Below are 26,034 nucleotides of genomic sequence, written 5' to 3'. Positions count from 1 at the left end.
CCTGATACCTGCAAATGCCAATAGGGAAAAGGTTCAGGTCGATACTAATACCTTAAGTATTTTCATGCTTTCTGATAAATAATACAGGATGTTTATTGAGCGCTTGAAGGCAGTCCGTATCGTGCCAGCGATGAATATGGATAAATGGATTGCCCTCGTCCGTGACCGGATGGAGGAGCTTGGGCTCACCCAAGAACAGCTAGCCGAACGCGTTGGCGTGTCTCAAGGCAGCGTGGGGCATTGGGTGAACAAACGGCGCCAGCCGAAGATCGAGTCGATGAACCGCACGTTCGTCGAGATTGGCATGCCCCACTACAACGTCAGCTTGCAACTGCGCATTGTGGGCCAGGTAGGCGAGGACCGCGGCAGCTATGACATGGATGACACCGACGATGACCTGGACCTCATGCAATACATCGTGTGCTTCCGCTACCCGGTGCTGGGCTGGGATGAGCTAGAGGGGGCAGAGGCGAGCGTATTCGAGCAGACGGACTACCTGGCCAAGGGCAAGGCGTTCTGGCTGACCGTTGAGAATGAAGCGATGAGCGCCGCCAGTGGCCGCAGTGTGCCGCAGGGGATGCGGATGCTGGTGGACCCTGGGGTGGAGGTGGAGCCGGGGCGTTTGGTTATCGCTCGGCAGCCGGGCAAACCGGCGATTTTCCGTGAGCTGGCTGAGGAGGGTGGGCAGCGGTATCTGAAGGCCTTGAACAGCAATTACCCAACGCTGTTGTGCGAAGACGGCTGTGAGTTTTTGGGGGTGGTTGTGCGGGTGCATGGCAGCTTCTAGCGTACTGGGGCTGCATTGCAGCCCTTTCCGACCGGCCCGGCGCCCTGGCAAGGCCGCTATTGCATGCACGGCTGGGGTGTCGTGGCGCCTGTGAGATCGAGCGCCGCCCGCGCGGCGCTTCGCAGCACAAGGCTGCTCCTACAGGTGTTTCGGGCCAATTATTCCTGTGGCAGGCCCCTTGGTTCACTCCACCAGCTCGACCAGCACGGTCCCTTCGCTCACCATATCCCCTTCCTGGCAGAACAGCGCCTTCACCGTGCCGGCATGCGGCGCACGAATGCTGTGCTCCATCTTCATGGCCTCCAGTACCACCAGCGCTGTGCCGGCTTCTACCACTTGGCCTGGCTCGACCAATACCCGCACGATGCTGCCGTTCATGGGCGCGCCCAGGCCGCCTTGGTGGCTGTGGCTGGCCTCGGCCTCGGCAATGGGGTCGAAGGCTTCGATGGCATGCATTTCACCGTCCCAGCGCAGGTACAACGTGCCTCCGCGGCGTATCGCCAGGTGCTGGCGGCGCACGCCCGCCTGATCGTGCACCAGTTGCTCGCCGTTGAGTTGCCAGGTGGATGCCGCGCTACGTTCCAGTGCCACCGCCTGGTCTTGCCCGGCGCTGGTCAGGTGCAGGCTGCTGCGCGCGGGCAAGCCCAGGCGCAGGCCATTGCGTTCAGCCCACGGCGAGCGGTTGTCGTCGTCCCGTTGCTGGCCGGCCTGGCCTTGCAGCCAGGCTTCTGCGGCGGCTTCCCAGAAGGGCGCTGGCAGCGCTTGGGGGGCGGGCAGCAGAACGTCCTGGTGACGTGGGATAAACCCGGTGTCGAGCTCGGCGTCGGCAAACGCTGGGTGCGCGAGGATGCGCCGCAGGAAGGCGATGTTGGTCTTCAGCCCGCCGATGGCAAACTCATCGAGCATCGCCAGCAGGCGCAGGCGTGCCTGCTCACGGTCTTCACCCCAGGCTATCAGCTTGCCCAGCATGGGGTCGTAGAACGGCGACACCACGTCCCCCTCGCTTACTCCGCTGTCGACCCGGCGCCCTTCGCCCGGCGCCGACTCGCGGTACAGCGTCAGCGTGCCAGTGGCCGGCAGAAATTCGTTGGCCGGGTCCTCGGCATACAGGCGCACCTCGATGGCGTGGCCAATCAGCGGCACTTGGTCCTGCGTGATTGGCAACGCCTCGCCACAGGCGACGCGGATCTGCCAGGCCACCAGGTCGAGGCCGGTGATGGCTTCGGTGACCGGGTGCTCGACCTGCAGGCGGGTGTTCATCTCCATGAAGAAGAACTCGCCACGGGCATCGAGCAGGAATTCCACCGTACCTGCACCCACATAGCCGATGGCCTGGGCGGCGCGCACCGCGGCCTCGCCCATGGCCCGGCGTAGCTCGGGCGACAGGCCGGGTGCGGGGGCTTCTTCAACCACCTTCTGGTGGCGGCGCTGGATCGAGCAGTCACGTTCGTTGAGGTACAGGCAGTTGCCGTGCTGGTCGGCGAACACCTGGATTTCTACGTGACGGGGCTTGAGTACGTACTTTTCAACCAGCATGCGGGCATCGCCGAACGACGATTGCGCCTCGCGCTGCGCCGAGGCCAGGGCGTCGGCCAGTTGGCTTTCGTCCTCGACCACTTTCATGCCCTTGCCACCACCACCGGCGCTGGCCTTCAGCAGTACCGGGTAGCCGATGCGCTCGGCGGCGGCGCGGAAGGTTTCCAGGTCTTGAGCTTCGCCATGGTAGCCCGGTACCAGGGGCACGCCGGCAGCTTCCATCAGTGCTTTGGCCGCTGACTTACTGCCCATCGCGTCGATGGCGCTGGCCGGTGGGCCGAGGAAGATCAGCCCGGCGTGTTCGATGGCGCGGGCAAAGCCTGCGTTTTCTGAAAGAAAGCCATAGCCCGGGTGGATGGCCTGCGCGCCGCTGGCTTTGGCGGCGGCCAGCAGTTTGTCGACCTGCAGGTAGCTTTCGGCGGCCTTGGTGCCGCCGAGGTCGACGCGGATATCGGCTTCGCGGCTGTGCCGGGCGTCACGGTCGGTGGCGCTGTGCACGGCGACGGTGGTCAGGCCCATGGCCTTGGCGGTGCGCATCACCCGGCAGGCGATTTCACCGCGGTTGGCGACCAGCAGGGTGGTCAACGGGGTGCGGCTCATGGGCGCGGCTCCTTGTTGTCGTCGGTTTGCCAGGCAGGGCGGCGCTTTTCGAGGAAGGCGCGCAGGCCCTCCTGGCCTTCGGCGCTGACGCGGATGCGGGCGATGGTGTTTTCGCAGTAGCGGCGCAGGGCAGGGCTCAGCTCGCCGTCGTCGACCTCGCGCAGCAGGTCTTTGCTGGCGCGCAGGGCTTGCGGGCTGTTTAGCAGCAGGTTGGCGACCCAGGCCTCGACGTGGGCATCCAGCTCGTGGGCGGGGTACACCTCGGCCAGCAGGCCCAGTTCACGGGCCCGCACGCCGCTGAAGCGCTCGGCGGTGAGGGCGTAACGGCGGGTGGCGCGTTCACCGATGGCCTTGACCACGAATGGGCTGATCACGGCCGGGGCCAGGCCGATGCGCACTTCCGACAGGCACAGTTGGGCGTCTTCGGCGCCGATGGCCATGTCGCAGCAACTGATCAGGCCCAGGGCGCCGCCAAAGGCCGCGCCTTGCACCACGGCCAGGGTCGGCGCCTTGAGCCGGTGCAGGGCGTACATCAGCTCGCCGAGCTCGTGGGCGTCATCGAGGTTGGTGTTGAAGTCCAATTGCGCAGACTGCTGCATCCAGGCCAGGTCGGCGCCGGCGCTGAAGTGCCGGCCACGGCCACGCAGCAGCAGAAAACGCAGGCTGCTGTCTTCGGCGATCTGGCCGAGGGCGACGATCAGTTCGCGGATCATCTGTGCGTTGAAAGCGTTGTTCTTGTCTTCGCGGCTGAGCCACAGGGTGGCGAAGCCGCGAGGGTCCTTGACCACTTCTAGGGTGCTGAAATCGCTCATGGGTCACATCCGGAAAATGCCGAAGCGGCTCTGTTCGATCGGGGCGTTCAGCGCGGCAGACAACGCCAGGCCGAGCACGTCGCGGGTTTGCGCCGGGTCAATAACGCCGTCGTCCCACAGCCGGGCGCTGGAGTAGTAAGGGTGGCCCTGGTGTTCGTACTGGTCGAGGATCGGCTGCTTGAGCTTGGCTTCGTCTTCGGCGCTGAACGGCTGGCCGCTGCGCTCGCTTTGTTCGCGCTTGACCTGGGCCAGCACGCCAGCGGCCTGCTCGGCACCCATCACGCCAATGCGTGCGTTGGGCCACATCCACAGGAAGCGGGGGTCGTAAGCGCGGCCGCACATGCCATAGTTGCCGGCACCGAAGCTGCCGCCGATGATCACGGTGAACTTTGGCACCTGGGCACAGGCCACTGCGGTTACCAATTTGGCGCCGTGCTTGGCGATGCCGCCTTCTTCGTACTTTTTGCCGACCATGAAGCCGGTGATGTTCTGCAGGAACAGCAGCGGGATGCCGCGCTGGCAGGCCAGTTCGATGAAGTGCGCGCCTTTTTGCGCGGCTTCGGCAAACAGAATGCCGTTGTTGGCCAGGATCGCGATCGGGTAGCCGTGCAGGTGGGCGAAGCCGCACACCAAGGTGGTGCCGAACAGTGCCTTGAACTCGTCGAACACCGAGCCATCGACCAGGCGGGCGATGACCTCGCGCACATCGAACGGTTGCTTGGCGTCGGCCGGCACCACGCCGTACAGCTCATCGGCGGCGTACAGCGGGGCGATGGGCGCCTGGCACTGCAGTTTGCCCAGTTTGTGCCAGTTGAGGTTGGCCACGCTGCGCCGGGCCAGGGCCAGGGCGTGTTCGTCATTGTCGGCGTAGTGGTCGGCCACGCCGCTGATGCGGCAGTGCACGTCAGCGCCGCCGAGGTCTTCGGCACTTACCACTTCACCGGTCGCGGCCTTCACCAGCGGCGGGCCAGCCAGGAAGATGGTGGCCTGCTGGCGCACCATGATCGCTTCGTCGGCCATGGCGGGCACATAGGCGCCACCGGCGGTGCACGAGCCCATGACCACGGCGAGCTGCGGGATGCCCAGCGCGCTCATGTTGGCCTGGTTGAAGAAAATCCGCCCGAAGTGCTCGCGGTCGGGGAACACTTCGTCCTGGCGGGGCAGGTTGGCGCCGCCGGAGTCCACCAGGTAGATGCACGGTAGGCGGTTCTGCAGGGCGATGGTTTGCGCGCGCAGGTGCTTTTTGACGGTCAGCGGGTAGTACGAGCCGCCTTTGACCGTGGCGTCGTTGGCCACGATCATGCATTCCACGCCTTCTACCCGGCCAATGCCAGCAATCACGCCGGCGGCCGGCACGTCTTCGCCATACACCTCGTGGGCCGCCAGCTGGCCGATTTCAAGGAAGGGGGAGCCTGCGTCCAGCAGGCGGTCGATGCGTTCACGCGGCAGCAGTTTGCCGCGTGAGGTGTGCCGTTCCTGGGCCTTGGGGCCGCCGCCCTGCGCAATGTGCGCGAGCAGGCCACGCAGGGCCTGGACCTGTTCGAGCATGGCCGCGCTGTTGCCGGCGAATTCCGCCGATCGCGGGTTGATCTGGGTATGCAAGGTAGCCATGTGCGCCCGTCCCTTGTGCTCAGCGGGTTTCGTTGAACAATTCGCGGCCGATCAACATCCGGCGGATTTCGCTGGTGCCAGCGCCGATTTCGTACAGTTTGGCGTCGCGCAGCAGGCGGCCGGCCGGGAACTCGTTGATGTAGCCGTTGCCGCCCAGAATCTGGATCGCTTCCAGGGCCATTTGCGTGGCGCGTTCGGCGGTGTACAGGATGACCCCGGCCGCGTCCTTGCGGGTGGTCTCGCCGCGGTCGCAGGCCTGGGCCACGGCGTACAAGTAGGCGCGGCTGGCGTTGAGCTGGGTGTACATGTCGGCGATCTTGCCTTGGATCAGCTGGAACTCGCCGATGCTTTGGCCAAACTGCTTGCGGTCATGGATGTAGGGCACCACCAGGTCCATGCAGCTTTGCATGATGCCGGTCGGGCCGCCGGACAGCACCACGCGTTCGTAGTCCAGGCCGCTCATCAGCACGCGCACGCCGCCGTTGAGTTGGCCGAGGATGTTTTCTTCCGGTACTTCGACGTCATCGAAGAACAGCTCGCAGGTGTTGGAGCCACGCATGCCCAGCTTGTCGAACTTGTTGCTGCGGCTGAAGCCTTTCCAGTCGCGTTCAACGATGAACGCGGTGATGCCGTGCGCGCCCTTGTCCAGGTCGGTCTTGGCATAGATCACATAGGTGTTGGCGTCGGGGCCGTTGGTGATCCAGGTCTTGCTGCCGTTGAGCACGTAGCGGTCGCCGCGTTTTTCGGCGCGCAGCTTCATCGACACCACGTCGGAGCCGGCGTTAGGTTCGCTCATGGCCAGGGCGCCGATGTGCTCGCCGCTGATCAGCTTGGGCAGGTACTTGAGCTTTTGCTCATGGGTGCCGTTGCGGTTGATCTGGTTGACGCAGAGGTTGGAGTGGGCGCCGTAGGACAGGGCGACCGAGGCCGAGGCGCGGCTGATTTCTTCCATCGACACCACGTGGGCCAGGTAGCCCAGGCCGGCGCCGCCGTACTCTTCCGACACGGTGATGCCCAGCAGGCCCATGTCACCGAACTTGCGCCACATATCGGCGGGGAACAGGTTGTCGTGGTCGATCTGCGCGGCGCGCGGCGCCAGTTCGGCGGCGACGAAGGTGCTGACCTGGTCGCGGAGCATGTCGATGGTTTCGCCCAGGGCGAAGTTCAGGGAGGGGTAATGCATGCGTGGGCACCTTCTTGTTCTTGAAATTGGGTAACACCGTAGCTCATGGACTTTTCATCGTCCCCTGTGGGAGCGGGCTTAGGTCGATAGATGCGATGTCGCTCTAACCTTTACGTTAACGTAAACCTGCATACCATTACTGTCAATCGCCTCATCACCTTTACGTAAACGTAAATCTGCGCCAGAGTATCTCCCGCTTGCTTCAGTCGTGCCCAGAACAACCACAAGAAGGGACACCCATGAGTCAACCGAGCTATACCCGCGGTCGCCAGGACCGGCCCTTGCTGACCCAGACCATCGGCCAGGCCTTCGATGCCACCGTGGCCCGCTGCGCCGATGGCGAAGCGTTGGTGGCGCGCCACCAGGGCCTGCGCTACAGCTGGCGGCAGTTGGCCGAACAGGTCGATGTGCACGCCCGCGCCTTGATGGCCCTGGGCGTGAACACCGGCGACCGCGTGGGCATCTGGTCGCCCAACTGCACCCAGTGGTGCATCCTGCAACTGGCCAGCGCCAAGGTTGGCGCGATCCTGGTCAACATCAACCCGGCGTATCGCGTGGGCGAGCTGGAATACGTGCTGCGCCAGTCCGGCTGCCGCTGGCTGGTGTGCGCCGATGCCTTCAAGACGTCGGATTACCACGCCATGGTCCAGGGCCTGGTGCCGGAGCTGGCCAGCGTTGCCCCCGGTGAATTGGCCAGTGAAGGCCTGCCCGAGCTGCGCGGGGTGATCAGCCTGGCTGCCCAGCCGCCGCAGGGCTTCTTGCCGTGGCAGGCGCTGGCCGAGCGGGCAGGGCAGACCACGCTCGAGGCCTTCACGGCCCGCCAGCAAAGCCTGCAGTTCGACCAACCGGTGAACATCCAGTACACCTCCGGCACCACCGGCGCGCCCAAGGGCGCCACCCTCAGCCACTACAACATCCTCAACAATGGCTTGATGGTCGGCGAAAGCCTGGGCCTGACCTCGGCCGACCGCATGGTGATCCCGGTGCCGCTGTACCACTGCTTCGGCATGGTCATGGCCAACCTCGGCTGCATCACCCACGGCAGCACTATGATCTACCCCAACGACGCCTTCGACGCCGAGCTCACCCTGCGCGCCGTGGCCGAAGAACGCGCCAGCATCCTGTATGGCGTGCCCACCATGTTCATCGCCATGCTCGACCATCCGGCCCGCCAGGCCATGGACCTCTCGAGCCTGCGCAGCGGCATCATGGCCGGCGCTACCTGCCCGATCGAAGTGATGCGCCGGGTTATCGACCAGATGCACATGGCCGAAGTGCAAATTGCCTATGGCATGACCGAAACCAGCCCGGTGTCCTTGCAAACCGGCCCGGACGACGAGCTTGAGTTGCGCGTGACCACGGTCGGGCGCACCCAGCCGCAGCTGGAAAACAAGCTGGTGGACGCCGACGGCTGCATGGTTGCCAGGGGCGAAATCGGCGAACTGTGCACGCGGGGCTACAGCGTGATGCTCGGGTATTGGGACAACCCACAGGCCACGACGGATGCCATCGACCCAGCCGGCTGGATGCATTCGGGCGACTTGGCGGTCATGGACGAACAGGGGTATGTGCGCATTGTCGGGCGCAACAAGGACATGATCATCCGCGGCGGCGAGAACATCTATCCGCGCGAGCTGGAGGAGTTTTTCTACACCCACCCGGCGGTCGCGGATGCCCAGGTGATCGGCATCCCGTGCAACCGTTATGGCGAAGAAATCGTGGCCTGGATCAAACTGCACCCCGGGCACAGCGCCACGGTCGATGAGCTGCAGGGCTGGTGCAAGGCACGCATCGCGCACTACAAGGTGCCGCGGCATATCCGCTTTGTTGACGAGTTTCCGATGACCGTTACCGGGAAGGTGCAGAAGTTCAGGATGCGAGAGATCAGCGTTTCGGAAATCAACAGGACCTGTTGATTCAAAGCACCGTTCTTGTTCATAACAACTAATGCGAGCATGAGCCGACGTTGACCCTCCGTGCACCAGGCTGCGTACACACTGAGAAACCACTCAGTGTGTACGCAGCCTGGTGCACGGGGGCTATTCAGTCCCGTTTATCTTATTCAGCAAGTTACCAACGGTCTCAAGTTCGGACAGTTCGCTATGGGAAATGTTGAGCCCGTTGAACCCTCTCGCCAGGGCCTTGGCCCATTTACTTCCATCTCCATTAATGTCAAAGAGCGATGTTGTCTCGTCGATGGCGTATTTATAGTCTAGATACTCTTCCAAGAACGCTTGGAATGTCTCAAGCGTTGTGTTTTCTGTTGTGCTCATTGTGGTGTCCTTGTGTGGGTTGAAATGCATAACCTGTTTACGGCCCGGGGGCTGTAAGCATTACAGGTTCTTAGTCAAGGGGCGCGTCTGTTATGGGGAATGTGTAGCTTGTTTGATAGACCTCGCTTTTTAATGTGAACGTATTATTTTTTTTGTCGATACTGATCAGAATGCCACGGTCGTAATATTCGTTGCCGTTCCCTGTCCATCGGGTGATTTTGATTTCCTTGTTCATGTTTTTTTCCAGGTACGCAATTTTCTTAGTGATCAGTTCAGCCTCTTGATCTTTTTTAAGCCTGTAAGCGTCTTCGGCTTCCTTGCGGGCGTCGGCGGCTTTTTTCGCTGCGGCTTTCGCCTCGTCGGCCGCGCTTTTGGCTTCCTCCGCCGCTTTTTCTGCGTCATCCGCTGTTGTTGCGTTGTCGGCTTTTTCTCTGGCAGCCTTGGCTTTACTGGCTGCGGTTTTGGCTTCGGTTGCCGCTGTATTGGCCGTCGCCAGTTGATCTGCAGCTTCGGTGGCTTTGAGTGCATCGGCGTCGGCGTCATTCTGCGCGGCCTTACTCCACGCAGCGGCCTCCTGATCAGCCTTCATGGCCTCGGCCAAGGCGCTAGCTCGGCGCTGGATGTCAAGACCCTGCGCAGCCAGGCTTGCAGCGACTGCGTTAGCGGCTGCTTTGAGTGCGTCGTCTCTCGCCGTTTCTGCTTTGGTGGCTTCGGTATTGGCTTCGTTCACCTTGCCAGAGGCAGCCGCTGCCTCGGTTTTTTCTCTGGCTATTGTGGCTGCTTCAGCAGCGTTCTTCGCATCAGTGACCGCCTGCGTCGCTTTGAGCTTCTCGCCCGCTGCCACTGAGGCATTCAACGCCGGGGTATCGGCAGCGGCTTCGGCGGCGAGCTGGGCTGCGATAGCCGCCTGTTCGGCCTTCTTGGCGCGGGCAACTGCCTTGTCGGCCTTGCCAGTCGCTCCAGATGGATTCTTAGTCGGGGCGGGGGGGGCGACGACGTTAACACCGGTTATCTGCAGTAAATTTTTTACATGCTTACGAAAGTCGGCCGAGCCGTCCAGCGCCGAGTAGATGACATGCACTTTAATATCATCGAGCTTACAAGTGTCACCCTCAAACAAACTGGAATTATTTTTTGCGCCACGCGGAAATTCGAGCCTCCAGCTGGAAAGCAATCCGGTCCCTTCGAATGGCTGGTAGCGAGACTTATCGGGAATTGAGGGTTGCAGGCCGTAGTTGGTGAATTCTTGTTTAGGTGACCAGATGGCAATCTTTTGGCCGGGGTTCAGATTTAGCAGTATGTTTTTGGGGTCGCCACCGTCGACACCGTAAAGGAACGTCGCGCCGTCGGAATCATCCTTTAGCAACACCCTGTTGGCGGTCTGGTAGAGCATGCCCGAGGGCGAAGAGGGTTTAGTGCTACCACGGTATGTGAACGTGAGAAAGATGCGCTCGATCCTGCGCAGATAATGGCCGGGGAAGTGCTTGTCGAAATGGTGGGGGGCCAGATCGAAAAGAATTTCATCTTTTTTCAGCGCTTCTTCAAGTGTCTTTTCGCTGAAGCCGAGGTCCGTCACCAGGGAGAGCTCAGCGTGAATATCCAGTGGCCGATGGTTCTCACTAATGGCGGCCAAGTCCATCAGCATCAGGTCCCGTGCCAGGGCTTCGCCGGCTAGCATACCGCGCCAGTTATCCAGCCAGGCGCCGGGTTTGATCCAGGTGCTCTTGAAATTACCCAGCTCATACTGCAGGCAAGTCTCGGCCATCAGGCACAGTGACAGCGTGGCATCATAGGCGGCGGCGTAGATTTGCGAGAGCCGGCCGATCAGCCACAGGTAGGTGGTGCGGCTGGGGAACACCGAGGTCATCACCTCATACTCGGCCTGGTGGGCTGCGCGGGTGGCGTGGGCTTCTTGCAGGGCGATGTTGGCGGCCTTGAGCTGCACGTCCCTTTCGCGCAGTTGTTTGTCGAGGACGGCGAGTTCGAGGGTGGCTTGCTTGGCTTCGTACTGCCATTGTTTGGCACGGAGTTGGAATTCAGCACTCTTGTCGAAGACGTTACCCTGTGTTTCCAGTAGTTCTGAGACTGATTCGATGAGGTTGGCGACCGCCTCGGGTGCCTCTTCAGGTGACCAACCACCCATTGCAGCTCCACCGATAGTGGGTAGAAAAGACATAGCGGAAGTAAGGGCATAGAACGGAGCTGCGGCTATGCGGGTGCCATATGAAGCGGTCCAATACGAGAGCGCAGACTCCTCCAGGCTTTTAACCCCGACGTCGTTCAGTTCCTGGTAGTAATCCAGACGTTGCTGCACCATCGCTTTGCTGCTGAGTAACGTCTCACGCTCGCGCTTGGCCAACTCCAGCGCCTGTTGCTGAAGCTGGTAAGGGAAGTCCAGCAGTTTGATCAGGTTGCGCTTGCTGAGCAATTCAAGCTGCTGGTTGGCTTCGGCCTGGTAATAGCCCAGCAGCGTCTGCCCCATGCCGATCAGCTGTTCCACGGCCTCCCGGGCGAATGTGCGCGCCTCGTCATAACGGCAAGGTGGCACCTGCGGGAGCGTGAGCCTGGCTACCGGACCCTCGCTGGCGCTGGTGTGACCCTGGGCGAGGCGCTCCAGGAAGTCGGGGTCGAGCATGATCGGCACGGGCTTGCCGTCCAGGCTCAGGCCGTGGCGCAGGTTGAACAGGCGGTTGCGCAGCAGGTTGCGCAGCTCGACCAGTTTGTTGTTCAGCGGCGGGGTGAACTGGTCCGGGGTGGCTTGTGCCAGCGTCGGCGCATCGGCCGGGGCGCTCGACAAGTGCTCGGGCAACAGGCCGATCAGGCGCAGGGCCTTGTCGTAGCATTGCGCGGCGGCCTCCAGCGTGGCCGGGGTGAGCTGGCGGTACAGTTCGTCACCCTCGCGTTGCCAGTTTTCCACCACGAACAGGTGAAGCGCTTTGCGGTAGCGCTCGGGCTCGGCATAGGCGATCAGGTCGGGATCGTCGGTTTCCGCTATTTTTCGATAGGCGCCATGGTCATCTCGGATCGGCTTGCTCAACCAGTACTGCGGGGTGTCCTGGTCTGTTCTCCAGGTACGGTAGGGGTCGAACAAGTGGCCGGTGCACCACTGCCAGGCACCCCGGTAGTCGCGGTTTTGCCGCAGCAGCCAGGCAATCAGCAGCGGGGCATGGAAGAACAATTCCCAGAAATACATGCCGTTGGCACCGCGGAAGTCGACGGTACTGCTGGTGCCGCCAGGTTCCAGGCGCGGTTCGGGCAGGTGCTGGGTCGGCCAGGACAACACCTGCATGACCGACTGCGTGGCCTCAGCGACCAGGCGCTTGCCGAACAGGGTGTTCAGGCGCAGGTAATTGACCGATAGGGCGTTTGTGGGGTCCGCTTGATTGACTTCGGACAAATCCAGGTAGAGGGCCTGCTCGGCATTGCGCCTGATGTGTACGCTGTCCACGGCATCGTCGGCTATGTCGATGAGGTTGTAAGTCAGGTTCGTCGTCTTACTGTTAGTAAGATAATAGACGGAAAAGTTGAATGAATAGCTTTTGATGGCCCGATCACGGCTGATGGGAAGTTGAAAATCAATCGTGCTCTGGCCATCGAGGGGAAGTTCATCGGCGAAGACCGGTGGATGCTCGGGGCCGAAACGGAGCAGGATGCGAACACAGGCCTCAGGTTGAAAGTGCCGAAGGCGAATAAGCGAGTCCAGACGCTTCACCAGGGCCTGGTCAAGGGTCGCGTTTACTTCAGCCAGGATGGCGGACTTTTCCATTGCGATGTACTTGCTAACAGCCTCAAACTGGGCTGCGTGCTGCGCGCGAGTGATGGCTGCATGGACCGAAATCGTGCCAGCAGAGTGCTTCGAAACATCTTTGGACGGCTCCTCTGAATCAGGGCTTGAAGTGTAGCGGGCTTTCAAAATGGAGGTCTTTATGCTGCTTAGAGCGTCCAAGTGAATGGGGCTGGTTAAGGCAGATTCTAGGTCTGTTAAATTGTATTCTTTGAGATTGTTTAAGTCTGCGATAGATAAAGGTTGTTGGAGGGTGGCTAGGGTTTCGTTTGTTGGTGATACGAAAACTGTAAGCGTTGGGAAGGCTGGGGTCAGATTCTTGTGTTGAAGTTTAATGTCATAGGTTTCATCGAGGTTGTCGTGTGTTATGGTTATACCTAAAATGCAATCCTGGTAAGCTTCGCTGAGGTTTGAGCGATAAAAAAAGATTTGGTCGCGTGGGTGGCTGTGATAACGCTGTATGGGCTTGTTGTGTGAGTCGAATTGGGAGTCAAATAGGGTGATGTCTATTTTCTCGGGACTCTCGTCTCCTATCCCCCTAAATGTGGTGATTGTAACTCCCTGGATAAGTTGGTTCGTTATGGTTGTTTCGACTTTGTGGATGACGTATGGTGCGGTATAGGAGTTTGCATCAAGAGCCATGAGTTCTAGGATTTTTAATGTGCCAATAGCCCCGAGTTTATCATGCATCAAGGCGATCTCTGGGTATTGAATCGAACTAATGGGCTTGGAGGTTATTGGTGCTCTAATTGTGTATTTTGTTTCATGTATCCTGTTTTTTTGGTTAGGGTTGAGGTCGTCGAAATCGATGGGGTCTTCGAAATTAATAATATTGTTTAACTTAATAGTTCCCCCTAGCATTTCCCATTGCGGCTTGCTTTTTTGGTCCTCTACGGTCTGACGAGGCCCAATATAGGGATGCTGCACCGTACGCGGGTCACGGAAAAGGGTTATCCAGTTTTTTACCAGTCTTTTCTCAATGGCCCTGCCTTTCGAATCGTCCTCATCCAATGTCTTGGTGTCGAGCAGTAGGAGATCCTTGCCAATCAGGAAATATTCGTTGTCACGCTCCCAGGTGCTGGTATTGACGTTGCCCTCCGAATCCTTGACCTTCTCCACATCGAACAACATCACCATCAACCAAGGGTCATTTTCGCGCCCCCCCAGTTGATTCACCATCACCATCAAACCCGCCTGGAACTTCTTGGTCTTCAAGAATTTGTTCAGAGTGCCTTTGCTATCTTTACTTTCATCAAAATGTCCTGCCGCATCATGCCCATCCAGCAGCATCAACACATTGGCCGGGCTCCAGTTCCCGTCGATCTGCTGGAAGGCGAAGCTCACCCGCAGCGCATGGTACTCGCTCGGTTTTTTGTCCGGTCCCATGGGAATTGCCGCGGTGTCCCGCTCGACCCACACCACATACCGGCGCCCGGCGATGATGACCGGTCGGATCAGGTCTACTTCCGTACGTTGGTCATCTTCGTTTTTTTGCTTCTCCAAGAGTTCCTGTGCAAGGGTCTCAGCGGTTTTGTCTTTAGTTGCTGAGTCGTTCTTCTTAGTCGTAATTTCTTTCTTGACACCCTCGACCACCGGCAATGGCCCCTTGACCATCTCGCCATTCATTGCCAGCGTGATCTCCTCCCACTCCCCCCAGGCCAGCATGCTCGGTGCGTTGTCGGCGTCGCGTTGTTTCATGTCCAGCGTGCGCCAGTAGTACTGGGGTGGCTCGACATTGCTCTTGCCGATGAAGTGGTAGGTATCGCTCAGAGGATCAATACCGCTGGCGTACGCCGAAAGCGGCTGGATATTGCTGACGTGCTCGAAGGTACTCAGGTAGCCGAGCAGGGCGGTCTGGATTTCGTCCGGTGTGCACTTGCCCTGGGCCAGCTGGGTTTCAAGCTCGGCGAAGGCGCTGCTCGTGCGCGTGCGGCGCGAGGGGTCGATGAAATTCTGCGGTTCGTTTTGGGCATCCTTGCGCAGTTTCCAGCGCTCGAAGCTGCAAGAAAAATTATCCCACTCGTCGCGCATGGCTTGGGGGATTGCCTTGTCGCCATAGCCGTCCTCCAGGCGTGAGTGGATCTGCTGCAGGTAGCGCTGCAGGCTGGCGATCGCCGAGAGCACCCGGGTGGTAAGCGGTTCGTGAGAGACCTGCAGGTCGATCAGCAGGTAATCGGCCAGGGCTTCAGGGCTTTTGATCCGTTTGAGGTCCTTGTGCGGGGCGGCCCAGTGCACCAGCATCCATTGCATCAGTGCATCGCGCCAGGCCAGCTTGAGCTGGGCATCCAACGCCTGGCATTGCTGGCTGGAGCAGCTCTGGCGCAGCGCGATGGCCGCCTGTTCGAAGGCGTTGTCATCTGTCGACTCGGTGAGTGCGCCGATGACCACCAAGCCATCCACCGACAGGCCTTGCCGGCTCGCCAGCTGTGTCAGTTGCAGTACCCGGGCCAAGGCGTGCAGCGTGGTGGGCAGAGGGATGCCGAGCTTGGCCAGGCCACCCTGGTCGTGCCCTAGCAGTGCTTCCAGGTCGGCCCAGGCCTTGGCCTCGCCTGGGGCGTCGAGCGGGGTTCGCACCTGCTCGAGGTAACGCAACAAGTCCGGCTCGTGCTTGTCGGTGGCCAGCCCGCCCAGCAGTGTTGTGTAGCGACCAAGCTGGTGCAGGGTGGTGAGGTCGAGCGGGCGAGGGATGGCGCCGAGGTTGAAGTGGTGCGGCATGATCTGGTCAAGGGCGGCATGCCCGATGCCGAACAGGCTGACCGCGCGGCTGTAGCGCTGCAACGTCAACCACTGCGCCCGGTCGTCTGCGGTAAAACACTCGAGCGGTTGGCGTTTGCCTTTTGACTTCTGCACTTCTTGGTGAACGGCATCGATGCGGTTTACCAATACGTCTTCATCGACTGCGACCCATTGCAGCAGTGGCAGTAGGTGCTCCTTGCTTGGCAGGCCCAGCGCGGTGCTCAGTTCCTGGCGCAGGTCGAGTTTGCCAGAGGCTGCTTTCTTCTTGGACGCGTACAGTTCGAACAGGGTTTTTAACCCAGGCTCTTCCAGTGGCCCGTCGTGGAGGAGCACTGCGATGTCCAGGGCGTTGACGCTCTGTTGGGCAACCCACTCCATCGTTGCCATCACCCCGGCGATGGTATCGACAATGTCTGCTTGCGGTTGCGTGGCAACGGCGGCGTCGGCGATGCTCGCCTTGTCGTCCTGCAAGGGTTGCGGCTGTGCCCCTAGGCTCGGGCGGCCGGCCAGTTGCTGCTGGTAAAGCGGGGGACTGCTTCATCAACAGCTTCAGGACGATCCAGCCTTCCAGCTGCGAGGTGCCGAACAGTTGCGTGAGCGTGGCCAGGCGGTAGCAGGCCGACACCACCGCAAGCGAGCGCTGTGGTTTGGCCAGCGCTTGTTCGGTCGTGACGGTGTCGAGGATGGCGCGCAGCACGAGGGGGTCGACTCGCAGCGCCAACCCCAGGCGCTTGACGGTCAAGGCATCCTCACCCGTGGTGGCATTGGGGTCGAACGGCTGGTCATCGAGCACCAGCACATCCGTCAGTTTTTGCCCTTCGCTATCGTGCCGGGGCGCGAACACGCTGTCGTAGAACGACAGCTGACGCTCGGTGCCATGGCAGGGGATTTCGTGCAGCAGTGCTGCAAACTGCAGCGGCTGTACCTGGTACTTCTGTTGCAGATGGCGGAACAGGCCCAGGGCGCGCAGGGTGCTGGTAGTCAGCTGGTACTGGGCGGGGCGTTGGCCTTCGGCGTGCAAGGCCGCCATGACCAGGGCATCGGCCTCGTCGGAGGCCAGGCCAAGTGCACGCTGCAGGCGCAGGATGCGTTGCAGGCGATCGATATGCTGGGTGCTGATCCCAGCGATCGTGATGGTCTTCTTGGCGGTTTTATTTGCACCGCTCGATGGCGCATCGGCCTTCTCGGTCTAGGCGGCGTCCACCAGATACAGAGGGGCGCCTCCAGCGTTGATGAACGCTGCGCCGTAGGCTTTGCTCGAAGCCTCAGCCACCGTTTGGCTGGTGACGTAAGGGCTGCGGGTCACAGAGGTGTTATGTTTGCCGAGGGCGCTCACGGCCAGCAGACGGCGCAGCTCCCTGCGTGTCAGGCCCAGTGCCCGGGTCAGTTGGTAGGTGGTATCGAGGTTGCCTTTCGGGCCCGTGGCGAGGATGTGGAACTGCGTCTTGTAGAAGTCTTTCGCCGCGCTGGCGGGGTGCACCAGCAGGGTCCGCAATTGCGGCGAGAAACCGCTGCTCAGCAGCGCGGCGTTGTGCTGGGCGTTAAGCGTTGCAGCATCGAAGCTGAAGGCGGGCATGCCCATGTTCACGCTGTACAGCAAGTCCCACAGGGGCAGCTGCTTCATGGCCAGCGTGGCCTTGATCGCTTCCCAGGCGTTGTGGAAGGGAACATTACCCTTGTACACGCCCTCGGCCACAGCCCTTGGCAAGTCCTTACGCGCCACCCCCGCATGCCGCTCGAGCACCTCGAGCACGATGTCGATCTTCGCCAGGCTTTTACGGATGTTCCTGTTGTTCAGCTTGAGTTGCAGCAAGTCCGGGCGGCGAGTCTGCAGGGTTACCGGCTCGGCGACCTTTGCCTGTATCTGCAGTTCTTCTATCAGGCCCTTGAGATGGACCAAGTAGGCTGGCCGCTCATTGTCCGCCCATGGCGAGGCTGGTGCGCAACGTTCCCGGGTATCGGGGAACAGCTTCATGTAGGTGGCAGCGTCCGAGCGCTCGGCGGGCGTGTCGTTACTGTTCGCGGTGATGAGGTCGTTCATGCCCAGCTCCCTTGCGCTGCGGTCGGCGGCCCAGGCTAGGGCCAGTGATCGAAGCGTATAGGGAGAGTGGAACGTGCACACCTAGCAAAAATGACAGGTGTTGGGTGGGTCGAAAGAGGGGGAATCATTGATAAGCCGGCGGTGTCAGCGAAACCTTATCGCCTCGCCAAGCGCCTCGGCCAGTTCGCCTAGCGTGCGGTAATCGCGATCCAGAGGGATACCGTGGCATATCTCCAGCCACATTAACGCGAACTCACACTTGTCCTTGTCCAGGTGCGCAAGGCGAGTGCCCGTGTCGGGATCGACCACACCAGCATTCTGGAAGCAGTCGATTACATGCCGTGTGATGTCCACGATGATGAGTTCTCCTGCCCGCAATAAGGAGAACTCATCTTCAGCACAACCGGCAGGCGCCGCTACTGGCAAAAATATCAGTAGCGGTGGTCTACCCTTAAGCCTTCACCGGTGGCTCCTGGCTCGGCGGGTCGCCCACCGTCGGCGGTACGGTCGGCTTGATCGGCAGCTCGTCCGGGTCCTCTTCCGGCACGGGTGGCGGCAAGCTGGGGTCGTCGATGTTTGGATCGGGGGTTTCCGGTGGAATGGGAATGTTCATGGCCTGACCTCGCGTGGGTGAATGAAGAGGTGCTGCAGGCTCTGACTGTCAGGGGCTGCCGTTCGCTCAATTTATTTGAACCCCTACGCCCGCGCCCGGCTCTGAACCCTTACCGCCACCAGCCTAAGGGAGCAAGGTCCGATGTCACGAAACGAGCCCTTCGAAAGCGTGCCCATGGCGAACGATCACCCAGACCAGGCCATCAGCCTGGCCCAGGCGCTGCTGGCGCCGCGCATCGTGATCGAAAGCACGCAACCTGCGCTCGACGGCGGCACGTTCGCCACCAAGGCCATCAGCGGCCAGGCGGTCGCGGTCAGTAGCAAGGTTTACAGCGACGGCCATGACCGCCTCGCTGTGATGCTCAACTGGCGCCAGGCCCACAGCCGCCGCTGGCACTGCGTGCCTATGCATTCACCCGGCAATGACCTGTGGCTGGGCGAGTTCACCCCAACGGAGCTGGGCCCGCACCTGTTTAGTATCGAGGCCTGGATCGACCCGTTCGCCACTTATTGCCACGACCTGGAGAAGAAGTACCACGCTGGCGTCGAGGTCAAGCTGGAGCTTGAGGAAGGCCGTCTTCTGCTGGGCAAAGGCGCAGAGCGCAGCGAGGGCTTCTTGCGTGAACAGATCGTAGCCTTGCAGGCGCGGCTGCCGACACTGCCTGAGGATGACCAGGTGGCGCTGTTGCTGGGCCCCGAAGCCACACGGCTGATGACCGAAGCCGAGCACCGCAGCTACCTTACGCGCAGCAGCGAATTCCCCGTCGACGTCGACCGCCCGGCGGCGCAGTTCGCCAGCTGGTATGAATTGTTCCCGCGGTCGATCACCGACAGCCCCGAGCGCCATGGCACCTTCAACGACGTGCACGAACGCCTACCGATGATCCGCGACATGGGCTTTGACGTGCTGTACTTCCCGCCCATTCACCCGATTGGCAAAAAACACCGCAAGGGCCGCAACAATGCCTTGCAGGCAGCGCCCAATGACCCAGGCAGCCCTTACGCCATCGGCAGCCCCGAAGGCGGCCACGACGCCATTCACCCGGAACTGGGCACCCGTGAAGACTTCCGTCGCCTGGTGGCCGCGGCTGCAGAGCATGGCCTGGAAATCGCCCTGGACTTCGCCATACAGTGCTCGCAAGACCACCCTTGGCTCAAGGAGCACCCCGGCTGGTTCAGTTGGCGCCCCGACGGCACCATCCGCTATGCGGAAAACCCGCCGAAAAAGTACCAGGACATTGTCAACGTCGACTTCTATGCCCCAGAGGCCGTGCCTTCGCTGTGGTTGGCCCTGCGTGACGTGGTGGTTGGCTGGGTCGAGGAGGGCGTGAAGACCTTCCGCGTCGACAACCCGCACACCAAACCGTTGCCATTCTGGCAATGGCTGATAGCCAATGTGCGCAGCCAGCACCCGGACGTGATTTTTCTGGCCGAGGCCTTCACCAAGCCGGCGATGATGGCGCGCTTGGGTAAGGTCGGCTACACCCAGAGCTACACCTATTTCACCTGGCGCAACAGCAAGCAGGAGCTGCGCGAGTTTTACGAAGAGCTCAACCAGCCGCCGTGGAGCCTGTGCTACCGGCCCAATTTCTTCGTCAACACGCCGGACATCAATCCGTTTTTCCTGCACACCTCGGGGCGGGCGGGTTTTCTTATTCGCGCGGCTTTGGCGACCATGGGGTCGGGGTTGTGGGGCATGTATTCGGGCTTCGAGCTGTGCGAAGCCACGCCGCTGCCCGGCAAAGAGGAATACCTGGACTCGGAGAAGTACGAAATCCGCCCGCGTGATTTCACCCAACCCGGCAACATCATTGCCGAAATCGCCCAGCTCAACCGCATCCGCCGGCAGAACCGCGCTTTGCAGACTCACCTAGGGGTGGCGTTTTTCAATTGCTGGAACGACAACATCCTGTACTTCGCCAAGCGCACGCCCGAGCGCGACAACTTCATTTTGGTGGCGATCAGCCTCGACCCGCACAACGCCCAGGAAGCCAGCTTCGAGCTGCCGCTGTGGGAGTTGGGCCTGGACGATAACGCCGACACTGTTGGCGAAGACCTGATGAACGGCCACCGCTGGACCTGGCATGGCAAGACCCAATGGATGCGCATCGAGCCCTGGCATCAGCCGTTTGGTATCTGGCGAATTGAAAAGGCCAGTTAGGCCTTCAAGCCGGGGGCCACTGTGCGGCCCATCGCCGGCAAGCCGACTCCCACAGGGGCCGGCGTCGGCTGCGAGCTTTGCAGTCAAATGACAGGCCCGGTGCTGCCTGTGAAACCAGCACAAAACCTGTGGGAGCTGGCTTGCCGGCGATGGGCTGCGCAGCAGCCCTAAAACCAGGTAGCGCGCATCCGCAGAATTGAAAGGAGTCACCCATGGCCAAGCGTTCACGACCAGCAGCCTTTATCGATGACCCGCTGTGGTACAAGGACGCGGTGATTTATCAGCTGCACATCAAGTCGTTCTTCGATGCCAACAACGACGGCATCGGCGATTTCGCCGGGTTAATCAGCAAGCTCGACTACATTGCCGAACTGGGCGTCAACACCCTCTGGCTGCTGCCGTTCTACCCCTCGCCACGGCGCGATGACGGCTACGACATCGCCGAGTACAAAGCTGTGCACCCCGACTACGGCAGCATGGCCGATGCCCGGCGCTTCATCGCCGAGGCGCACAAGCGCGGCCTGCGGGTGATCACCGAACTGGTCATCAACCACACCTCCGACCAGCACCCGTGGTTCCAGCGCGCCCGCCTGGCCAAGCGGGGCAGCAAGGCACGCGACTTCTACGTGTGGTCGGATGACGACCAGAAATACGACGGCACGCGCATCATCTTCCTCGACACCGAGAAGTCCAACTGGACCTGGGACCCAGTCGCTGGCCAGTATTTCTGGCACCGCTTCTATTCGCACCAGCCAGACCTGAACTTCGACAACCCGCAAGTGCTCAAGGCGGTGATCGGGGTGATGCGCTTCTGGCTCGACCTGGGCGTCGACGGCCTGCGCCTGGACGCCATCCCCTACCTGATCGAGCGCGACGGCACCAACAACGAAAACCTCCCCGAGACCCACCGGGTGCTCAAGGCGATCCGTGCCGAGATCGACGCCAACTACCCCGACCGCATGCTGCTGGCCGAAGCCAATCAATGGCCCGAAGACACCCGCCCGTACTTTGGCGAGGGCGATGGCGACGAATGCCACATGGCCTTTCACTTCCCGCTGATGCCGCGCATGTACATGGCCCTGGCCATGGAGGACCGCTTCCCGATCACCGACATCCTGCGCCAAACCCCGGAAATCCCCGCCAACAGCCAGTGGGCGATTTTCCTGCGCAACCACTATGAGCTGACCCTGGAGATGGTCACCGACCGCGAACGCGACTACCTGTGGAACTACTACGCCGAAGACCGCCGCGCCCGTATCAACCTTGGCATCCGCCGCCGCCTGGCGCCGCTGTTGCAACGTGACCGACGGCGCATCGAACTGCTGACCAGCCTGCTGCTGTCGATGCCCGGCACACCGACCTTGTACTACGGCGATGAACTGGGCATGGGCGATAACATCTATCTGGGCGACCGCGACGGCGTGCGCACCCCCATGCAATGGTCGCCGGACCGCAACGGCGGCTTTTCCCGCGCCGACCCGCAGCGCCTGGTGCTGCCACCGATCATGGACCCGCTGTACGGCTACCAGACGGTCAACGTCGAGGCCCAGTCCCACGACCCGCATTCGTTGCTCAACTGGAACCGCCGCCTGCTGGCGGTGCGCAACCAGCAGAAGGCGTTTGGCCGTGGCAGCATCCGCATGCTCACGCCGAGCAACCGGCGCATCCTCGCGTACATCCGCGAGTACACCGACCAAGAGGGCAACAGCGAAGTGATTCTTTGCGTGGCCAACGTGTCCCGCGCCGCCCAGGCCGCGGAACTCGAGCTGTCGCAATACGCCGATAAAGTGCCGGTGGAGATGCTAGGCGGCAGCGCCTTTCCCCCGATCGGCCAGCTGCCGTTTTTGCTGACATTGCCGCCCTATGCTTTTTACTGGTTTCTGCTGGCGTCGCACGACCGCATGCCCAGCTGGCATATCCAGGCCACCGAGGGGTTACCTGAATTGACCACACTGGTGCTGCGCAAGCGCCTGGAAGAGCTGCTCGAGGCGCCTTCCAGCGAGATGTTAGAAGGCTCGATCCTGCCGCAATACCTGCCGAAACGGCGCTGGTTCGCCGGCAAGGAAGGGCCGATCGACCAGGTTCGCCTGCGTTATGGCGTGCGTTTTGGCACGGCCACCACGCCGGTATTGCTCGGCGAACTGGAAGTGCTCAGCGATGGCGTCGCCAACCACTACCAACTGCCGTTCGGCCTGTTGCCTGAAGAGCAGATCAACAGTGCCTTGCCTCAGCAGTTGGCATTGTCGCGCGTGCGCCGTGGCCGACAGGTTGGTTTGATCACCGACGCCTTCGTCCTTGAGCCATTCATCCGCGCTGTACTGCGGGCCTGCCAGGAACACCACCGGCTGCCCTGTGGCAATGGCTTAGGCGAGCTGCGTTTCGAATGCACCGAACAGCTTGCCAAGCTGGGGCTCACCGAAGAGAGCCCTGTGCGCTACCTCAGCGCCGAGCAGTCCAACAGCTCGGTGGTGGTTGCCGATCGGGTGGTGCTCAAGCTGATCCGCCGGGTCAACCCAGGCATTCATCCAGAACTTGAGATGAGCGCCTACCTAACTGCGGCGGGCTTTACCAATATTTCACCGTTGCTGGGGTGGGTCAGCCGCGTGGACGAGCACGCCACCCCGCACCTGTTGATGATCGCCCAGGGCTACCTGAGCAATCAGGGCGATGCCTGGGCCTGGACCCAGAACACCCTGGAACGGGCCATCCGCGATGAGATGGAACCAACCAGCTCGGCCAGCGAAGCCCACACCGATGCTTTGGCCGAACTTGATGGCTTTGCTGCCTTGTTGGGCCAGCGTCTGGGCGAGATGCACGTGTTGTTGGCAGCGCCAACCGAAGATGCGGCCTTTCAGCCGCGCACAAGCGATGCCCAGGACAGCGAGCGCTGGGGCACCCAGATCACTGCCGAGCTGACCCACGCCCTCGACCTGCTGGCCCAGCACCGCGACAGCCTGGACAGCGACAGCCAGGCGTTGGTCGACGACCTGCAGCAACAGCGCGACGGCCTGACCCAGCACATCGACAACCTCGCCCGGCAAGCCCAAGGCGGCCTGCTGATGCGCGTGCATGGCGACCTGCACCTGGGCCAGGTACTGGTGGTGCAGGGTGATGCTTACCTGATCGATTTCGAGGGCGAACCGGCGCGCCCACTGGAAGAACGCCGGGCGCGTCACAGCCCCTACAAAGATGTCAGCGGCGTGCTGCGATCCTTCGACTATGCTGCTGCGATGATTCTGCGCAACGCCTCTGCGGTGGACCTTTCCGACCCGGCGCGCAAGGCTCGGCAACGGGTTGCCAGGCACTATCTGCACCAATCCCGTCATGCGTTTGTCGAGGCCTATGGCTTGGCTACCGCTGCCATGCCCCACGCCTGGCAACAGGCCGAAGGCGAGCGCGCCGCGCTGGAATTGTTCTGCCTGGAAAAGGCCGCGTACGAAATTACATACGAAGCTGAAAATCGACCGAATTGGCTGGCCGTGCCTTTGCATGGCTTGCATGGACTGATCAGTACCTGGGGAGAGTCATAGATGAATGCAACCACGCGTGATACCGGCGGTCTTCGGCAACGGGACCTCGACGCCCTGGCCCGCGCCGAGCACGCCGATCCATTTGCGGTACTTGGCCCCCATGGCGACGGCGCTGGCGGGCAGTGGGTCCGCGCCTTCCTGCCCAATGCCCTGAATGCGCGCGTGCTGTCGCGCCACGACGGCCGCGTGCTCGCCGAAATGGTGCAGGCCAGCTTGCCTGGGCTGTTTACCGCGCACCTTGATGACGCACAGCCCTACCTGTTGCAAATCGGCTGGGCCGGTGGTGAGCAGGTGACCGAAGACCCGTACAGCTTTGGCCCACAGTTGGGTGACATGGATCTTTACCTGTTCGCCGAAGGCAACCACCGTGACCTGTCCGGGCGCTTTGGTGCCCAGCCGATGCAGGCCGATGGCATCGACGGCGTGTGCTTCTCGGTGTGGGCGCCGAATGCGCGGCGGGTGTCGGTGGTGGGTGACTTCAACAATTGGGACGGCCGCCGCCACCCCATGCGCCTGCGCCACAGCGCTGGGGTGTGGGAGCTGTTCGTGCCGCGGCTTGGCGTGGGTGAAACCTACAAGTTCGAAGTGTTGGGCAAAGAGGGCGTGCTGCCCCTGAAAGCCGACCCGCTGGCCCGCGCCACCGAGCTGCCGCCGAGCACCGCGTCAAAGGTCGCCGGTGCGCTCAGCCACCCTTGGCAAGACCACGACTGGATGGCGCAGCGTGCGCAACGTCACGCCTACAACGCGCCCCTGTCGATCTACGAATTGCATGTCGGCTCGTGGCAGTGCGAGCTGGATGACCTGGGCGAGGTGGCGCGTTACTACAACTGGCGCGAGCTGGCCGAACGCCTGGTGCCCTATGTGCAGGCGCTGGGCTTCACCCACATCGAACTGATGCCGATCATGGAGCACCCCTTCGGCGGCTCCTGGGGCTATCAGCCCCTGTCGATGTTCGCGCCCACCTCACGCTACGGCAGTGCCGAAGACTTCGCCGCCTTCATCGATGCCTGCCACCAAGGCGGCATCGGTGTGATCCTCGATTGGGTGCCGGCGCATTTCCCTACCGACGAGCACGGCCTGGCACGCTTCGACGGCACGGCCCTGTACGAATACGAAAACCCCCTGGAGGGCTACCACCAGGACTGGAACACGCTGATCTACAACCTTGGGCGCAACGAGGTGCGTGGCTTCATGCTGGCCTCGGCATTGCTCTGGCTCAAGCAGTTCCACATCGACGGCCTGCGTGTCGATGCCGTGGCGTCGATGCTGTACCGCGACTACTCACGCAAGGCCGGCGAATGGGTGCCCAACCGCCATGGTGGGCGCGAGAACCTGGAGGCCATCGATTTCATCCGCCACCTCAATGGCGTGGCGGCGCACGAAGCCCCTGGCGCGTTGATCATCGCCGAAGAATCCACCGCCTGGCCCGGCGTCAGCCAGCCGATCCAGCAGGGCGGCCTGGGCTTTGCCTACAAGTGGAACATGGGCTGGATGCACGACACCTTGCACTACATCCAGAACGACCCGATTCACCGCACTTATCATCACAACGAGATGAGTTTCGGGCTGATCTATGCCTATTCCGAGCACTTCATTCTGCCGATTTCCCACGATGAGGTGGTGCACGGCAAGCACTCGCTGATCGACAAGATGCCAGGCGACCGCTGGCAGAAGTTCGCCAACCTGCGTGCCTACCTCACGTTCATGTGGGCGCACCCGGGCAAGAAGCTGTTGTTCATGGGCTGCGAATTTGGCCAGTGGCGCGAGTGGAACCACGACAGCGAGTTGGACTGGTACCTGCTGCAGTACCCCGAGCACAAGGGCGTGCAGCGCCTGGTCGGCGACCTTAACCGCCTGTACCGCGAGGTGCCTGCGCTGCATGAGCAGGACTGCCAGCCCCAGGGCTTCCAGTGGCTGATCGGTGATGACGCGCAAAACAGCGTGTATGCCTGGCTGCGCTGGAGCAGCAATGGCGAGCCGTTATTGGTGGTGGCCAACTTCACCCCGGTGCCGCGCGAGGGGTATCGCATTGGCGTGCCGTTTGGCGAGCGTTGGGAAGAGCTGCTCAACAGCGATGCCGAACTGTATGCCGGGTCCAACGTGGGTAACCTGGGGGCGGTGGTAAGCGAAGCCGTCACCAGCCACGGGCAGCCGTTGTCGCTGGCGCTCAACCTGCCGCCGCTGGGCGTGTTGATCCTCAAGCCTGCCTGAGCGGGGCAAACATTGCCCGTGTAGGAGCAGCCTTGTGCTGCGAAGAGGCCGGTGAAAGCACAGTGACTCTAGGCTGCTTTCACCGGCCTCTTCGCAGCACAAGGCTGCTCCTACAGGCAGGCATACCATCGCATGCGCAGCACAAGGGCTATAGGCC

14 protein-coding genes are annotated in these 26,034 nt (G+C 61.6%); 5 read left to right on the top strand and 9 right to left on the bottom strand.

Annotation, left to right across the window (positions count from 1 at the left end; genetic code table 11):
- The first annotated feature begins 88 nt into the window (after positions 1-88).
- Positions 89-787 carry a LexA family transcriptional regulator gene (locus tag ACMCNM_RS21050; RefSeq protein ID WP_033693983.1) on the top strand — a complete coding sequence of 233 codons (699 nt, stop codon included), beginning with the start codon at positions 89-91 and terminating at the stop codon, positions 785-787.
- 183 nt (positions 788-970) lie between these two features.
- Here ACMCNM_RS21050 and ACMCNM_RS21045 read toward each other — a convergent pair whose 3' ends face one another.
- The 4 genes from ACMCNM_RS21045 to ACMCNM_RS21030 are packed head-to-tail and all read right to left on the bottom strand — an operon-like array spanning position 971 to position 6,529.
- Positions 971-2,923, bottom strand: a complete 1,953-nt coding sequence (locus ACMCNM_RS21045) for an acetyl/propionyl/methylcrotonyl-CoA carboxylase subunit alpha (RefSeq protein ID WP_186703725.1) — start codon at positions 2,921-2,923, stop codon at positions 971-973.
- Positions 2,920-3,735, bottom strand: coding sequence for a gamma-carboxygeranoyl-CoA hydratase (locus tag ACMCNM_RS21040; protein ID WP_099454772.1), 816 nt, complete (start codon positions 3,733-3,735; stop codon positions 2,920-2,922). Before ACMCNM_RS21040 ends, ACMCNM_RS21045 begins: the two co-directional genes overlap by 4 nt.
- 3 nt (positions 3,736-3,738) lie before the next feature.
- Positions 3,739-5,346, bottom strand: coding sequence for a carboxyl transferase domain-containing protein (locus tag ACMCNM_RS21035; protein WP_027592785.1), 1,608 nt, complete (start codon positions 5,344-5,346; stop codon positions 3,739-3,741).
- A 19-nt stretch (positions 5,347-5,365) separates the two neighbouring features.
- Positions 5,366-6,529, bottom strand: a complete 1,164-nt coding sequence (locus ACMCNM_RS21030; RefSeq protein WP_027592784.1) for an isovaleryl-CoA dehydrogenase — start codon at positions 6,527-6,529, stop codon at positions 5,366-5,368.
- A gap of 239 nt (positions 6,530-6,768) precedes the next feature.
- On the opposite strand from ACMCNM_RS21030, the gene ACMCNM_RS21025 reads away from it, so the two are divergent.
- Entirely contained in the window at positions 6,769-8,445 is a 1,677-nt protein-coding gene (locus ACMCNM_RS21025) for an AMP-binding protein (protein ID WP_412765338.1), read from the top strand.
- 123 nt (positions 8,446-8,568) lie between these two features.
- Here ACMCNM_RS21025 and ACMCNM_RS21020 read toward each other — a convergent pair whose 3' ends face one another.
- The 5 genes from ACMCNM_RS21020 to ACMCNM_RS21000 all read right to left on the bottom strand — a co-directional run bounded on the left by ACMCNM_RS21020 (position 8,569) and on the right by ACMCNM_RS21000 (position 17,976).
- Positions 8,569-8,802: a hypothetical protein gene (locus tag ACMCNM_RS21020; RefSeq protein ID WP_339549385.1), complete on the bottom strand. Its 234-nt coding sequence runs from the start codon at positions 8,800-8,802 to the stop codon at positions 8,569-8,571.
- Between the two features lie 70 nt (positions 8,803-8,872).
- A complete protein-coding gene (locus ACMCNM_RS21015; protein WP_412765337.1) occupies positions 8,873-15,793 on the bottom strand; it encodes a neuraminidase-like domain-containing protein in 6,921 nt (2,306 codons plus the stop codon).
- A 718-nt stretch (positions 15,794-16,511) separates the two neighbouring features.
- The gene (locus ACMCNM_RS21010) at positions 16,512-17,363 is read right to left on the bottom strand and encodes a Tc toxin subunit A (protein ID WP_412765336.1); all 852 of its coding nucleotides are present in this window, start codon (positions 17,361-17,363) and stop codon (positions 16,512-16,514) included.
- Positions 17,364-17,507: 144 nt separating this feature from the next.
- The gene (locus ACMCNM_RS21005; protein ID WP_225935621.1) at positions 17,508-17,717 is read right to left on the bottom strand and encodes a hypothetical protein; all 210 of its coding nucleotides are present in this window, start codon (positions 17,715-17,717) and stop codon (positions 17,508-17,510) included.
- A 97-nt stretch (positions 17,718-17,814) separates the two neighbouring features.
- Positions 17,815-17,976 carry a hypothetical protein gene (locus tag ACMCNM_RS21000; RefSeq protein WP_003251307.1) on the bottom strand — a complete coding sequence of 54 codons (162 nt, stop codon included), beginning with the start codon at positions 17,974-17,976 and terminating at the stop codon, positions 17,815-17,817.
- A 141-nt stretch (positions 17,977-18,117) separates the two neighbouring features.
- On the opposite strand from ACMCNM_RS21000, the gene ACMCNM_RS20995 reads away from it, so the two are divergent.
- The 3 genes from ACMCNM_RS20995 (at position 18,118) to glgB (ending at position 25,877) form a co-directional block, all read left to right on the top strand.
- On the top strand, positions 18,118-20,136 hold the full coding sequence (locus ACMCNM_RS20995) for an alpha-1,4-glucan--maltose-1-phosphate maltosyltransferase (RefSeq protein ID WP_412765335.1): 2,019 nt from the start codon (positions 18,118-18,120) through the stop codon (positions 20,134-20,136).
- Positions 20,137-20,348: 212 nt separating this feature from the next.
- Positions 20,349-23,666, top strand: a complete 3,318-nt coding sequence (gene treS, locus ACMCNM_RS20990; RefSeq protein WP_412765334.1) for a maltose alpha-D-glucosyltransferase — start codon at positions 20,349-20,351, stop codon at positions 23,664-23,666.
- Complete coding sequence (gene glgB / locus ACMCNM_RS20985; RefSeq protein WP_099454766.1) at positions 23,667-25,877, top strand: 1,4-alpha-glucan branching protein GlgB; 2,211 nt, start codon at positions 23,667-23,669, stop codon at positions 25,875-25,877. It abuts the gene before it with no gap.
- Positions 25,878-26,034 lie beyond the last annotated feature (157 nt).

The organism is Pseudomonas sp. NGC7, from assembly GCF_047159675.1.
Taxonomy (GTDB): domain Bacteria; phylum Pseudomonadota; class Gammaproteobacteria; order Pseudomonadales; family Pseudomonadaceae; genus Aquipseudomonas; species Aquipseudomonas kermanshahensis.
Note: the sequence above shows the minus strand (reverse complement) of the source record. Positions and strands in the feature narration are given on the sequence as shown.

What these genes read in the sequence shown, in the direction of transcription:
- ACMCNM_RS20995 (WP_412765335.1), top strand. Translation starts at nt 18,118, where the DNA reads ATGTCACGAAACGAGCCCTTCGAAAGCGTGCCCATGGCGAACGATCAC.
- ACMCNM_RS21040 (WP_099454772.1), bottom strand. Translation starts at nt 3,735, where the DNA reads ATGAGCGATTTCAGCACCCTAGAAGTGGTCAAGGACCCTCGCGGCTTC.
- ACMCNM_RS21010 (WP_412765336.1), bottom strand. Translation starts at nt 17,363, where the DNA reads ATGAACGACCTCATCACCGCGAACAGTAACGACACGCCCGCCGAGCGC.
- glgB (WP_099454766.1), top strand. Translation starts at nt 23,667, where the DNA reads ATGAATGCAACCACGCGTGATACCGGCGGTCTTCGGCAACGGGACCTC.
- ACMCNM_RS21000 (WP_003251307.1), bottom strand. Translation starts at nt 17,976, where the DNA reads ATGAACATTCCCATTCCACCGGAAACCCCCGATCCAAACATCGACGAC.
- ACMCNM_RS21020 (WP_339549385.1), bottom strand. Translation starts at nt 8,802, where the DNA reads ATGAGCACAACAGAAAACACAACGCTTGAGACATTCCAAGCGTTCTTG.
- ACMCNM_RS21025 (WP_412765338.1), top strand. Translation starts at nt 6,769, where the DNA reads ATGAGTCAACCGAGCTATACCCGCGGTCGCCAGGACCGGCCCTTGCTG.
- ACMCNM_RS21035 (WP_027592785.1), bottom strand. Translation starts at nt 5,346, where the DNA reads ATGGCTACCTTGCATACCCAGATCAACCCGCGATCGGCGGAATTCGCC.
- ACMCNM_RS21030 (WP_027592784.1), bottom strand. Translation starts at nt 6,529, where the DNA reads ATGCATTACCCCTCCCTGAACTTCGCCCTGGGCGAAACCATCGACATG.
- ACMCNM_RS21050 (WP_033693983.1), top strand. Translation starts at nt 89, where the DNA reads ATGTTTATTGAGCGCTTGAAGGCAGTCCGTATCGTGCCAGCGATGAAT.
- ACMCNM_RS21045 (WP_186703725.1), bottom strand. Translation starts at nt 2,923, where the DNA reads ATGAGCCGCACCCCGTTGACCACCCTGCTGGTCGCCAACCGCGGTGAA.
- treS (WP_412765334.1), top strand. Translation starts at nt 20,349, where the DNA reads ATGGCCAAGCGTTCACGACCAGCAGCCTTTATCGATGACCCGCTGTGG.